The organism is Domibacillus sp. 8LH (genome assembly GCF_038806185.1).
Classification (GTDB): domain Bacteria; phylum Bacillota; class Bacilli; order Bacillales; family Domibacillaceae; genus Domibacillus; species Domibacillus indicus_A.
In genome coordinates this window covers 146,229-159,999 of the sequence record NZ_JAVJNG010000005.1, presented here as the reverse complement: position 1 = coordinate 159,999, position 13,771 = coordinate 146,229, and the positions used below count along the sequence as shown (strand labels likewise).

Genomic DNA, 13,771 nt, shown 5'->3' with positions numbered 1-13,771 from the left:
GTTGTGGTGATTCAATTCTACAAGAAAAGGTCTTCCTTTTTCTATTTACTCATTTACACAAAATATTTTACGCTCTCGTTCCCTAAACCTCTGCATATAAGCCAATCTTCTACATAAGTACACTTTTACGAAACGATAATTCATCTCTTTAAAGGAGAGTATATCCTCCTTACAAACTAAATACTGATCAATATTAGGGACCATTCAAAAAGATTAATCCAAGAATAAATATTGAAACAGAACTTCTTTGTAGGGTACAATATGTGAAATCGGTTCCACAAATTGCAATACAAAGGGATGAAAAGAATGCCGACGATAAAAGACGTGGCTCAATTATCAGGAATATCAAAAACTACAGTATCTCGTGTTATTAATAATAAAGGATATGTATCCGAAGAAAAAAAGGCCCTCGTTTTAAAAGCAATGGAAGAGCTAGAATATCACCCCAACCTTTCTGCCCGCAGGCTAAGGGGGCAGCTAACTACAACAATTGGAGTTATAGTCCCGAAGATAACCAATCCTTTCTTTTCCTACTTGGTAGATGCCATTGAAGAAGCAGCTTATGAAAAAGGCTATCAAGTGTTGATTTTCCAAAGTAATGAGGATCCAAAAAAAGAGCTGGCGTTTCTAAATTTGCTTAAAACAAAACAAGTGGATGGAGTTATTATGACGGCTGTTGAAAACCAGTGGTCTAAAGTCAAATCGTTTATAAAGCACGGGCCGATTGTGCTTTGTAACGTGTATATCGACAAATCAAAAGTCCCAACAGTCCGTCTTAACCAATACAAAGGGACTTACGATGGCATAAAACACTTAATTGAAAGAGGACACAGGAGAATTGCCTATTGTACAGGGGGATTCTTTAAGAAAGAAGGGAAAGGCAAAGAGCGCAATCAAGGCTATCAAAAAGCCTTGGAAGAAGCAGGTATTTTGATTAACCCGAATTGGGTTTTCATCAACCAGCACAGCATTGAAGATGGACAGCAATTACTCCGGAAAATTTTAGAGATGAAAGAAAGACCAACAGCTGTGTTTACCGGTAGTGATGAAGTTGCCAGTGGAATGATTGCAGAAGCGAGTGCCCACGGGATCCGGATTCCAGATGACCTTGCCATTATGGGGTTTGATGACCAGCCGATCGCACGGGTCGTAAGTCCAAAACTAACAACCATTAAGCAGCCGGTCGATCAGTTAGGAGAAAAAGCAGTAGAAATCATCATTGAAAAGTTAAATAATGTCGAATCACTTGATGAGTATTATGAGCTTCCCATTGAATTGATTATTCGTCAATCTACTTAAAATTGTGAGATAAAGACTCTCACAATTTCTAATAAGTAATTGAAATCGATTACATGAATACTAGAACAATTTTTGAAAAGTAAGAAAGCATTTTATAATGCTTTCAGCCTAAAGAAAGAGATCGGCTGCAGACGTTAACGAACACACTGCGGAAAGCCCAGCGGGCAAGCGGCCGCATTCATGCGCCCAATTTTTGGCGGCAGATCAATGGGTACGAGCAGCATATTGTCCGCCACACAAGCCGTGAAATTATAAAATTCGCGGCAAAGTATGGCTGTGATGTCATCGTATTCGAATACTTAGGCAGAATGAAAATTCCAAAAGGATTCTATGGAGCCAGGAAACTTCGTTTCAAGCTTCACGGCTGGCGGAAAATAGGCATGCAGAACAAAGTAGAAGAAATGGCGCACTGCCTCGGCATGCGCATTTCCTGGATCAATCCGCGAAACACCAGCGCCCTGGCGTTCGACGGCTCTGGAAAAGTGGAACGGAATCAGAAAAAAGACCTTGCCACGTTTTCAACTGGCAAAGTCTATCATGCGGATTTATCTGCTTCTTATAATATCGGTGCCCTTTATTTCATTCGGGCTTTTCAAAAATCCACTTCGGAAACGAAATGGTTGTCTCTTCAGGCAGAAGTTCCTGAGCTGGCAATAAGAACATCCCAGACTGTCTGTCTCCATCATGCATTCGGGCTTCCGAAGGGAGCTTAACCAGCTGATGCTGTACCGTATCAAGATAAGGATGCTCCATCAAATTGCGCAGCAATTAGTTGGAGAGGTTCACAAGGGCATAATTTTAAAATTTGAAATTTTTAAAAGAGAAAGCGTTGACAAAATAAAATGAGGACGCGTATAATCTAATTCATGGAACCGGTTCTAAAACTGTAACCAAGTATAAATCAATTTCTATTTTTTTAAATGATTGTGGAACCGTTCCCACATTAGATGAATGCATATAGTCCGTACATATTATTTGTTAGAAATACTAGCCCAGAGCATTCATTTATTTTTTTAAAGTGGTGTGGAACCGTTCCCACAAATCAGTCGAAATTCTTCTTTAAATAAATACGAATTTGGAGGAATAGCCATGCAGCAAACTTTACATGAATACCATCTTGGAGAAGCAGGCATGAAGCAAAAATGGTGGCAGAAAGAAGTTATTTATCAGATTTACCCTAAAAGTTTTTACGATTCGAACAATGACGGAATAGGTGTGCGTCCATAAGGGCGGTTAGAAATTCAGCTCTAGCAAAGCTGTAGGTACGAGGACATCAATACTACCTATTACCAACACCTTACTTACAAGGGGAAACTCTTGTGGGGACTGTAGCATGGTGTCGAATCCCTAAGTCGATCAGTTTCCAGACCGCAACTGAAGGGAGAGGTAAAACGTTGCAGACAAGGATGAAAGCTAAACTGCTTGAATGCTAATCTGAGGGGATATAGCGTCATCTATAACGGAAGGAAACTACAAACGTTATACGAGTGTAGAGGGAAGCATTTCGCCTACGTGCCGAACCGAATGTCACACACTCGCCCACGCTCGATAAGAGTGAAAAGATGAAAGGCACTCCGATACTGCGACACGCTATTTCTAATCGTACTAAATGGAGATTACCTAACCTGAAGCGCCCACAACTATGAAAGGGGCTATGGTCTATCGAGACCTGAATATTCAGCATGGTAACGGAGTTCTCGTAGTAGTCCGAGCTAGGGAAAGCCTAGTACATGGCGAAGGGGAACAGTTTATCCCGTGTAATACAAAATTGGAAAGGTGTGTGAGACACTATGAGAAATCCAAAAGTAGTATTAGACAGTCTAGCGTCCAAATCTACGGTGGATGAGTACAAATACCAAAGATTATATCGGAACCTTTATAATGAAGAATTTTTCCTCATGGCATATTCAAAAATATACGCCAATGAGGGCAACATGACAAAAGGAACTGATGGTAAAACGATCGACGGTATGAGTATGGAAAGAATTAAAAAACTCATTGAAAAATTAAAGGATCAAACCTATCAACCGAACCCATCTAAAAGAACATACATTAAGAAAACAAATGGGAAAGATAGACCACTCGGTATCCCATCCTTCGATGACAAGCTTGTCCAAGAAGTAGTAAGGAGTATCCTAGAAAGTATTCACGAAAAAAAATTCAGCAGAAACTCACATGGGTTTAGACCCGATAAAAGCTGTCATACTGCCCTAATGCAAGTACAAAGAGAATTTAGAGCAACAAGATGGTTCGTGGAAGGAGATATCAAAGGATTCTTCGACAACATTGACCACCATGTTCTCATAGGGATTCTTCGAAAGTACATTGATGATGAAAAGTTTATCAATCTCATATGGAAATTCCTAAAAGCTGGATACCTCCAAGATTGGAAGTATCATAAAACATATAGTGGTACTCCGCAAGGTGGAATAATAAGCCCTATCCTATCAAACATATATCTAAACGAACTGGATTCATACGTGGCTGAATATATGGAGAAATTCAAGATAGGAATAGGAAGAGAAACCAACCCGGAGTATACGAAATGGCAGAAAAAGAGCCAGTGGCTTAGGGACAAAAATAAAAGCAAATGGGATCAATATGATGAACAAAAGAAAGCTGAAATTATACGTGAATACAAAGAATTGAAAAGAAAAGCTATGAGTGTCCCCAGTAAGAAAATCATGGATAGTTCCTTTAGGAACATGCAATATGTAAGGTACGCAGATGATTTTCTAATTGGGATCATTGGGACAAAGGCTGACGCTATCAAGATCAAAGATGATCTCACAGTTTTCCTTGCGGAAAAACTAAAGTTAGAACTCTCCCAAGAAAAAACACTTATAACCAACACAAAAAAATTCGCCAGATTTCTAGGTTATGATATTGCTATCAACAGGACAGAACATGTAGTTACAAAACAGTTTCATGGAAGAATGATTAAGGCAAAACACAGCCTGCAAGTGGTTCTATACGTACCCAAAGAAAAATGGATCGGCAAACTTCAAGAGTTCAAAATTCTGAAAATAAAAGAAGACAACTCATGGAAAGCCCTTCACAGACCATATTTAAGCAATTGTGATGACTTGGAAATTATAAGAAAGTATAATGCAGAACTCACTGGCTTCTATAACTACTACAAATTAGCCAACAATGTAAGCGTCCTAAATAAATTCCATTATATCATGGAAATGAGTATGCTTAAAACTTTCGCCAACAAATACAAGACATCTACAAATAAAATATGGAATAAGTATCAGATAAACGGAAGGTTCGGGGTTAAATACAAAACCAAAAAAGGTGAAAAGATTGCATTATTCAATGAGAAAACATACCACAAGAATAGGACGATTAATACAAAAAAACCAGTCGATGACATTCCTAACACAGAAATGTATACCGTCAGAACCAGCTTAATCGAAAGGCTATTAGCCGATGAGTGCGAATGGTGCGGAAATAAAAACTCTTCCATTCAAATTCATCACATCAGAAAGCTAAAAGACCTGAAAGGAAAAAAAGCTTGGGAAAAATTTATGATTGCTAGAAATCGTAAAACAATGGCGTTATGCAGGAAGTGTCACAAAGATTTACACGCTGGGAAACTAGACGGATAGATGGAAAGCCGTATACATCGAGAGGTGTACGTACGGTTTGGGGGAGAGTGTCTGGAAACCTGTCATAGAAATATGATAAGGCGCTGAACACTTATCCTACGATATAAACGGGATTACCGAGAAACTCGATTACCTGCAGTCTTTAGGCATTACGATGATATGGATTTGTCCTATTTACAAGTCGCCAATGGCTGATAACGGATACGATATCTCAGATTACTATCAGTTAAATCCGGAATTTGGTGAAATGAAGGATTTAGACGAGTTAATTGAAAAAGCAAAGGAAAAAGGGATCAAGATTGTTCTAGATTTAGTCATTAATCATACCTCAGATGAACATCCATGGTTCCAGGACATTTTAAAGAATCCAACCAGCAAATATAGAGACTACTATGTGTTGAAATCCGGCAAAGATGGCCAGCCTCCGACAAACTGGCGCTCAGTGTTTGGCGGCAGTGTATGGGAACCTCTGCCGAACTCAGATGAGTATTATTTTCATTCTTTTGACGTTAAGCAGCCGGATTTAAATTGGGAAAATGAAGAAGTGCGCGAAGAGTTGTATAAGATGGTCAATTATTGGCTGGAAAAGGGGATTGCAGGATTTCGAGTTGATGCGATTACTTTTATAAAAAAAGACCAAACGTTTAGCGATCTTCCAGCTGACGGAGCAGACGGGCTTGTAAAGTGCACAAAGAAGACTCGTAATCAGCCAGGCATTGAAGTATTTTTACATGAATTAAACGAAAAAACATTTTCTAAATATGATTGTGTGACCATTGGTGAAGCACCGGGCGTTGTATATGAGCAATTTGGTGATTATATTGGAGAAAACGGTTACTTTTCAATGATTTTTGATTTTAGATATGCAGACCTTGATGTTGCATCTGGAAGTGAATGGTTCAGAAGACTTGATTGGACGGTTTTAGATCTCAAAAAATTAATTTTCACCAGCCAAAAGGAGATCCAAAAAGTAGGGTGGGGAGCTAACTTTTTAGAGAACCACGACCAAAATCGATCACTAAGCAAGTATATAAAAGAAGAAGATCAAAACTTCTATTCAGCGACCATGCTCGGCGCTATGTTTTTCTATCTTAGAGGCACACCGTTTATTTACCAGGGCCAAGAAATAGGGATGACCAATTTCACCCGCAAAAGTATTGAAGAGTTTGATGATATTTCAAGTATCGATCAATATTATCGCTCCATGAATGAAGGGTTCAGCGAAGAGGAAGCCCTGTACTTTATCAATTTAAGGAGCCGTGATAATTCAAGAACACCTTTTCATTGGAATGCTGATGAGTATGGTGGGTTTTCAAAGGTGAAACCATGGCTTGGCATGAATGAGAACTTCACAAGCATTAATGTGGAGCAGCAAGAGCAGGACCCGGATTCCATCTTGAATTTTTACAGAAAGATGATTGGAGTCAGACAGTCTAGTGAGGCAAGTGAATGCTTAATATACGGAAAGGTTGAACCTATTTTAGAAGATCATCCCGTCATTATCGCTTATAAGCGAAAATTGAATGCAGAAGAAGTGGTGTGTTATTTCAATTTTTCTTCTGAAAAGCAAGAGCTGAATTGGGACCCTGAAAACTACACAGTCCTACTAAATAATTACAAAGAAGAAACAGCGAATTCTTTACAGCCGTATCAGGCATTAATCCTTTTAAAGAAAGAAGGGTGCTTTCATGAGTGAAAATAAATATGAACGCATAGGAAAAGAAATTGTCCAGGTCATTGGTGAAGATAATATTGAATCCTTTGTTCACTGTGCAACTAGGCTGCGCTTTTCGGTTAAAGACCGCACAAAAATTGACGATGAAGCGATTGAAAACATCGATGAGGTAAAAGGCGTCTTTTTCAATGCGGGACAGTACCAGGTCATTTTAGGAACTGGTACTGTCAACAAAGTATACGCTGCCTTAAAAGGAAACCAGCCTGAACAAGATGATAAATTGGATCAGAATGTATCTTCCAGTCCAAGAGAGAAAGGAATTAAAAGAGCGATCCGCACGCTAGCCGATATCTTTATTCCGATAATTCCAATCATCGCAGCAACCGGTTTATTCCTGGGTTTAAAAGGTGTGCTGTTTAATGATACCGTTCTAGGCGTAATGGGAATGACTATCAAGGATATTCCCGCTTATTTGCAGACGCTTATCTCTGTGCTTACAGATACCGCTTTTGCGTTTTTGCCAGCCCTAATCTGCTGGTCTGCTTTTAGAAATTTTGGTGGCATGCCGATTATCGGTTTTGTTATTGGACTGATGCTGGTTTCTCCAGCTCTTCCGAATGCTTATGCAGTGGCAGATATCAATAGTGGAGTGGAACCTATTATGGCTTTCGGTTTCATTCCAGTTGTTGGGTATCAAGGCAGTGTGCTGACAGCGCTTGTTGTAGGAATCCTTGGAGCAAAATTAGAGAAGAAATTGCGGGCTGTCATGCCAAATGCGTTAGATTTAATTTTTACTCCGTTCTTTGTTTTACTAGCGATGATGATTACAGGTCTGCTGATCTTAGGTCCATTATTGCATATTCTAGAATCAGGCTTAGTCACAGTAATAACTCAGCTTATACAGGCTCCTCTCGGAATAGGCGGACTGTTGATCGGCTTCTTATATCCTTTAGCCGTTATGACGGGAATGCATCATTTATTTATTATGATTGAGACAACACTACTGGCCAATACAGGTTTTAACCCTCTTATTACGCTTTGTGCCATGTACGGGTTTGCAAATGCCGGCACATGCTTAGGGATTACGATTAAAGCGAAAAAACAGACGGTAAAGGTAACAGGTATGAGTGCAGCCCTCACGCAGCTGCTGGGTGTCAGTGAACCGGCTTTGTTTGGTGTTGTGATGCGATATAGTTTGAAACCGCTTTATGTAATGATTGCCTGTTCAACTGCAGGTGGTGCTATCTTATCCTTGTTAAATATTAAAGCGAATTCATATGGGTTGGCTGTTGTCCTTTCTCCTCTAATGTACATTTACGAATGGAATCAGCTGCTCGTATATATCATAGTCTCTATTCTAATTTTTGTGGCTGCCTTTGTGATTACCTACTTATTTGCAGTGCCAAAAGAAGTTATGATAGAAGATCAGAGTGGAAAAGAAAGTAATGCTAAATATTCACAAAAGAGAGCCCAGGTGTCTAATCCACTGCAAAAGAAGGCCCAGCAAAATTGAGACTGCTCAATATATAGTTTTAAAGAAGAAAAAGGAATTAAAAATATCTTATATCGTTTGAAAGGCCCGTTTCCTTCAAGGGAAACGGGCCTTTCAAATAAAATTTAAATAAACTGCAGAAGTAAAACGGGGTAGTGTGACACTCATCTTAAATGTCAGGATGAATATAACCACTGTTGTTGATTCATTATTTGTCTCGTTAATAAATTTCTTCAAAGATCTCCACAGCAATATCCTGCATACTCTTGCCTGTCTATTCTCCCTTTTTCCTGAGCCAACCCTTAATATCTACGGATAGCAAAACCGATAACAATTCCTCCTCCGATTCAATGCTGAGTGCGTCATATTCCGGAATACACCGTACACGCCCTTGTTTAGCCGACCGTTTAATGAAGTACGCTAATTTAACCGAAACACCGTTTAACCGGACATCTTTTATGTTTAATGATCCACCGGTCCTTTAACCATTCTATATATGTAGAGATTGGCCACCGGAACTTGCTGGTAAAGCAGATTCATCACTTGGTAGGTGAGGGAATAGATTGACGGCAGATTAAGTACTGCACATCCAGGCTTGGTGCTGCGCTTGCCCATTTCAATGGAATAGTCAGGTGTTAACCTGTGGGTTTAGATCCCTTTCATTTGGCTTTTTAGTATAACCGAAAGAAAATTCATAGCAATATTGGTTATCAAACACCAAGATCCATTGAGGACCAGATTAGAAAACCAGCTGCGGGTCCAATATCGGCAGCTCGCTGTTTAAAAGGTGTTTTGATCTCTGTCTAAAAAATGGAGGTCAGTTCCAATTAGCTGCCGGTCCATTCATCAAAGGCTGTTATAAAAAATAACAAAAAAGCATTCTGCAAATGCAGAATGCTTTCCCGTTTCATGAAGCTGAAACGTGCAAATCGGATTCAATTCGTTTATATCGCAAAATCTGCCTTACATACAGTGCAATCACGACCGAAGCAAGCGTAAAACCGATAGCCATCGAAACTCCATATGCCAAACCAAATCCTTCTGGCGCGTAAAAAATATACGTGCAGACGACACCGGTCATAAACACAGCGGGTACTCCGGCAATCCAGTGGTTTTTCCCTTCTTTCAGCAAGTACGAAACTGCCGTCCAAAGCATCACGGCCGCCACAACTTGATTGCTCCATCCGACATACCGCCATAAGAATGAATAGTCAATAGTTGATAAGTAAAAAGTAGGCACGCTGACCACAAGCGTCATAATCAGCACCATTCCTTTCCGGTCCATATTCACAAAACCGGAAAGCCAGTCAGATAAAATCATCCGGGATGAACGAAGTGCCGTGTCGCCTGTTGTAATGGGCAGAATAATAACACCAAGAATCGCTAGAATGCCGCCAAATGTGCCAAGCAGTGAAACAGAAATTTCATTTACAACTCCGGCAGGACCACCGGCCGCTAATGCTTCTTGAAGACCAGCTGTACCGCCAAAGAATGTCATGCCGGCCGCCGCCCAAATTAGGGCAATTACACCTTCTCCAATCATTGCTCCGTAAAACACTTTGCGTCCTTCCGATTCCTTTTTCAATGTCCGTGAAATAATCGGACTTTGCGTAGAATGGAATCCAGAAATCGCACCGCATGAGATAGTTACCATAATCAGCGGCCAAATAGGCAGCTCAGCTGGATGAAGATTTGCAAGAGTCAGTTCAGGAATTGGTTTGCCGCCAAATAAAAGCGCTACACCAATCGCCAAAGCCATGACAACTAAAACAACACCAAAAATCGGATAAACTTTTCCAATGATTTGATTAACGGGCAGTACAGCTGCTAATAAAAAGTACGCAAAAACAATAATAAGAGCAGTCATAAAACTAAGCGGTGTTAATTGTGTCAGCAGCTGCGCCGGTCCTGCTGTAAAAGCAGCCGCTACTAAAATCATTAAAATGAGAGAGATGACGTTGACCGCTGATTTCACAGCATTGCCTAAATATTTTGCTACTAAAGCTGGAAACTGAGCACCGCCATGGCGTAATGACAGCATACCTGAAAAGTAATCGTGCACGGCCCCTGCAAAAATACAACCGGCTACGATCCAGATAAAAGCGACCGGGCCATATAATGCGCCTGATACTGCACCGAAAATGGGTCCGAGTCCGGCGATATTTAACAGCTGAATAAACCAGCCTTTCCACCATGACATTGGAACGTAATCAAGACCGTCCGTTTTTTCATAAGCCGGCGTTTGCTGTGCATCATTGATCACAAACACACGCTCAACGAATTTTGCATAAAAAAGATACCCGCATAAAAGAAGAATAATAGATGATAAAAATGTAATCATTGATGAAACCTCCTGATGTAAACAAGAACTATTTCATTATTCTATATTCTGAAAAATTAAAATACAACCTTTTTTAAAAATAATCTGTTTATTTATCTTGCTTTTTTTATTTATAAAACTATTTTTGCATTTTATTTTACAATAGCAACCATAAAACCTTCTTCAGCAAACGGCTGAAGAAGGTTTTATGGTTGCTTGTTTGCCGCCGGCAAATGCTCCTGTTTCTCTCTATAATGAACAGCTAATACACTTTCTGGAAATTTAACGGACATGCTGATGACCGCAATCACCCATATCCAAAATACGGCGCCCTGTCCTCTTGTTCATATAATTCACCTGATTTTTCATTTTGCCGTTTAAATTGCAAGCTGACAAATTGAACGCTACTTTCCTTAGTAAACGGTTCAAATCGAGGAGGAACCACTACCGAAAAAGACGGATCCAGTTTATTAACCGCTTTAGTTACAGGCAGGCTCCATCTAAGAAGAGCTGTTAATTTTTAATGCTTTGTGTGTTCCCATTTCTTTTTCCCATCCTTCACTCAAAGTAATAAGCACAGCCGAAATTACCCATTTTATCAGAATATATAATATTTATAGAATATTTAGCTTAATCACTGTTTATTGAAGGTAATGAATAAGGTTAGTACTAGATTGAAAAAAATTTAAGGAGTGATTGGATCAGATGAGTACATGGTATACAGCCTTAAAGGAATACTTTCCCGCAAATGAAATGAAGTCTAAAGAGCACTTTGATTTGCTTTTAAAAGACAAAGGATCCCTTTATAAAGTTGAAGAAGGACCTGAGTATGTATTAGTTTATTTCGAAGAAGATGACTTTCTGTTTGTTGACTATATGTTAGTACATAGCAAGAATCGAAGTGGGGGTATTGGCAGTAAAGTTATTAACCAGTTAAAACGCAAAAACAAGCCTATTATTCTTGAAGTGGAACCGATCTCGATTCATGAACCCGATACAAGGAAAAGAGTTCGTTTTTATGAAAAAGTGGGATTTAGGCACATAGATACAATTCAATATACGCGTATACACCCTATTACAAAGGAATTGAATGAAATGGAGATTTATTACTGGTCCCCTGTTTTGAAGTCTGAAGGATGGACAATAGAAAAGATGGCAGCTGTCTATAAAGAAGTTCATACCTATCAGTCTGAGAGCCTGTACAATACACCGCCGCAAGCTATTCAAAAGGTATTGATTTTAAAAGAACATGTTTTCAGCCAAGCTGAGTAATTTAATATCAAATGGCTGGCAGCAATTGTCCAATTGAAAAAACATAGGTCTCCTTCATACCTACAGTATGACCTTAATAGCAAAACATTAGAAAACAAAGTGCTATCTTAATATTGATTTAAAGGGAACTGCAGAACCAATCTATACATATGCGTCTTTTCATACAGATCGATAGCAATACTTAAGATAAAGGTTTGGATTTGAGTCAATAATTTGGACACAAAACCATACTAACTCCAACAATTAATTTGTTCTTGGATAAACGCTTTGTCAGTTTAAAAATAGTTAAAGAAACGCACAGAAAAAGGATCGTTTTTTCTTCGTAAAAAATCTCGTTGCATTATAAAGGAATAAAGAGTAGAATTTGAATCAAATAAGCCGTCGGGAGCCTGTGGGATCAGGCTGAGAGTACAACTAACCTGTTGTAGACCGTGATAACCTGTTGGGTAATGCCAGCGTAGGGAAAGTGGGAAGAATCATACCTATCGACACTTTGCCTGCGCAAAGTGTTTTTTATATTTATACAAAATAAGTGAATAAACAAACATGAATCAATAGCAAAACATTATAAAACAAATTATTCTAAGTTTAAAAACACAGTAATATATAAAAAGATATTAATTTAAGTAGACCAGATATTTACGTAGAATATAGATCAAAAATACAAAAGAAATGGAACATGGATAAATCAAAAAATATAACGTGTTTATTACAATTTACCTATTCTAAAGGTAGTTAGCATGTTTTTTTAAAATAAAATATAAAATTTTTATTGAAATGTATATTATCGAAATGAGGCTAGATAGCATTTGAAGAGGAAGTGAAACTTATGCCTTTGAGAACGCTTTCAAAAGAAGATTTGATTGCTATTATCGAATACCAGACTAATCTTATTGAACAATTAGAAAAAAATAGTCCGGACGGTCACAGCTCTGCTGTCTCTAGTGGCAAGTCCGGTTGTAAAGAATCTCAACCGCTGCTTTCTGTGTCTGTGATACCATGTAACGGGGTTTTAATCCAAAAGTTAATAAATATAGAAAAGTTAGAAATGATCAGTCATCTTGCGGCAAGCATTTCTCATGAGGTAAGAAACCCGTTAACTGTAGTTAAAGGATTTATGCAGCTTTCCTTAGATGATAATCTGTCTTCAGCAGATAGAAGCTGCTACTTAAATACGGCAATTGAAGAGTTAGACCGCGCTTCGGAAATCCTTACTGACTATTTGAGCTTTGCAAGGACAGAAATTGATAAAAAGGAAAAAGTGATTGTTTTCAAAGAAGTCCAGCGTGTCATTAATGTTCTGACTCCTTTAGCGAATATGAACAATGTCCAAATAAGCTTTTCCTTTGAAAAAAATAAAGATTCTTTCATTTGGAATGAAGGGAGAAAGTTCGGGCAATTTTTGCTTAATATTATAAAAAATAGTATTGAAGCCATGCCGGACGGGGGCAGATTACATATCAAACTTACTGATTGTACAACTGCTGTGCAGATCGATATTAGGGATGAAGGGATAGGCATGACAGAAGCGCAAATCAATTGTCTTGGGAAGCCATACTTTACTACAAAAGAAAATGGAACAGGGCTTGGTATGCTGGTTTCGTTTAGAATTCTAAATGAGTTGAATGGGAAAATAAGCGTAGAAAGCGAGGTGGGGAAAGGAACCTGTTGGAAGGTCGTTCTCCCTTTTAATAAGCAGAGAACAAGCTGATTGGACAAAATACATAGCAGTTTCATTTTTAATTTAACATACATCTAATTATATTGTATTCAGATTTATAGCAAAAAACAGGGCCGGTTTTTAATCAAGAGATAGATCCTGTCTTTTTCTATATACCCAAAATTTTATCAGTAGAAAAGATATACGAGAATATTAATTCTCTTTGTCGGCCTTTATAATATATTTTAGTCTTTGATATGTTGCGCTAAATATCAATGTATTCCTGTCTAATCGGTAGTATAGTACGGTCAAACGATCATGGTGAATTCAATTAAGTATGGTGAGTGAGGTCGTGAGCTTTAAGGTGATAATCAATTCAGCAAAATAAAAATTGGAGTAAATACTGACGAGTCTTAGGAAACAGCTCAAATGAAAATAT

At 38.6% G+C, this 13,771-nt stretch carries 9 protein-coding genes and 1 pseudogene; 8 read left to right on the top strand and 2 right to left on the bottom strand.

What is annotated here, in order from left to right:
• Positions 1-306: 306 nt before the first annotated feature.
• From RG959_RS10170 to RG959_RS10145, 6 genes are all read left to right on the top strand, one after another.
• Entirely contained in the window at positions 307-1,299 is a 993-nt protein-coding gene (locus RG959_RS10170; protein ID WP_342797009.1) for a LacI family DNA-binding transcriptional regulator, read from the top strand.
• A gap of 380 nt (positions 1,300-1,679) precedes the next feature.
• Positions 1,680-2,012 (top strand): zinc ribbon domain-containing protein, encoded by a 333-nt coding sequence (locus RG959_RS10165; protein WP_342797008.1) that lies wholly within the window; start codon positions 1,680-1,682, stop codon positions 2,010-2,012.
• Positions 2,013-2,388: 376 nt separating this feature from the next.
• Complete coding sequence (locus RG959_RS10160; protein WP_342797007.1) at positions 2,389-2,526, top strand: hypothetical protein; 138 nt, start codon at positions 2,389-2,391, stop codon at positions 2,524-2,526.
• Between the two features lie 563 nt (positions 2,527-3,089).
• Entirely contained in the window at positions 3,090-4,913 is a 1,824-nt protein-coding gene (locus RG959_RS10155; protein WP_342797006.1) for a reverse transcriptase/maturase family protein, read from the top strand.
• A gap of 103 nt (positions 4,914-5,016) precedes the next feature.
• The gene (locus RG959_RS10150; protein ID WP_342797018.1) at positions 5,017-6,609 is read left to right on the top strand and encodes a glycoside hydrolase family 13 protein; all 1,593 of its coding nucleotides are present in this window, start codon (positions 5,017-5,019) and stop codon (positions 6,607-6,609) included.
• Positions 6,602-8,101 (top strand): PTS transporter subunit EIIC, encoded by a 1,500-nt coding sequence (locus RG959_RS10145; RefSeq protein WP_342797005.1) that lies wholly within the window; start codon positions 6,602-6,604, stop codon positions 8,099-8,101. The genes RG959_RS10150 and RG959_RS10145 overlap by 8 nt, the downstream gene beginning before the upstream one ends.
• Before the next feature lie 886 nt (positions 8,102-8,987).
• Here RG959_RS10145 and RG959_RS10140 read toward each other — a convergent pair.
• Together RG959_RS10140 and RG959_RS10135 are read right to left on the bottom strand one after the other, a co-directional pair.
• A complete protein-coding gene (locus tag RG959_RS10140; RefSeq protein WP_342797004.1) occupies positions 8,988-10,421 on the bottom strand; it encodes a carbon starvation CstA family protein in 1,434 nt (477 codons plus the stop codon).
• A 215-nt stretch (positions 10,422-10,636) separates the two neighbouring features.
• Positions 10,637-10,738, bottom strand: a pseudogene (locus tag RG959_RS10135) (alanine:cation symporter family protein); the annotation flags it as partial.
• Between the two features lie 367 nt (positions 10,739-11,105).
• On the opposite strand from RG959_RS10135, the gene RG959_RS10130 reads away from it, so the two are divergent.
• Both RG959_RS10130 and RG959_RS10125 read left to right on the top strand, forming a co-directional pair.
• The gene (locus tag RG959_RS10130; RefSeq protein WP_342797003.1) at positions 11,106-11,672 is read left to right on the top strand and encodes a GNAT family N-acetyltransferase; all 567 of its coding nucleotides are present in this window, start codon (positions 11,106-11,108) and stop codon (positions 11,670-11,672) included.
• An 829-nt stretch (positions 11,673-12,501) separates the two neighbouring features.
• Positions 12,502-13,383 (top strand): ATP-binding protein, encoded by an 882-nt coding sequence (locus RG959_RS10125; RefSeq protein ID WP_342797002.1) that lies wholly within the window; start codon positions 12,502-12,504, stop codon positions 13,381-13,383.
• Positions 13,384-13,771: the final 388 nt, after the last annotated feature.

Excerpts from the sequence above, each read along its gene's own strand:
- RG959_RS10170 (WP_342797009.1), top strand. The coding sequence starts at position 307 with ATGCCGACGATAAAAGACGTGGCTCAATTATCAGGAATATCAAAAACT.
- RG959_RS10165 (WP_342797008.1), top strand. The coding sequence starts at position 1,680 with ATGCAGAACAAAGTAGAAGAAATGGCGCACTGCCTCGGCATGCGCATT.
- RG959_RS10160 (WP_342797007.1), top strand. The coding sequence starts at position 2,389 with ATGCAGCAAACTTTACATGAATACCATCTTGGAGAAGCAGGCATGAAG.
- RG959_RS10155 (WP_342797006.1), top strand. The coding sequence starts at position 3,090 with ATGAGAAATCCAAAAGTAGTATTAGACAGTCTAGCGTCCAAATCTACG.
- RG959_RS10145 (WP_342797005.1), top strand. The coding sequence starts at position 6,602 with ATGAGTGAAAATAAATATGAACGCATAGGAAAAGAAATTGTCCAGGTC.
- RG959_RS10140 (WP_342797004.1), bottom strand. The coding sequence starts at position 10,421 with ATGATTACATTTTTATCATCTATTATTCTTCTTTTATGCGGGTATCTT.
- RG959_RS10130 (WP_342797003.1), top strand. The coding sequence starts at position 11,106 with ATGAGTACATGGTATACAGCCTTAAAGGAATACTTTCCCGCAAATGAA.
- RG959_RS10125 (WP_342797002.1), top strand. The coding sequence starts at position 12,502 with ATGCCTTTGAGAACGCTTTCAAAAGAAGATTTGATTGCTATTATCGAA.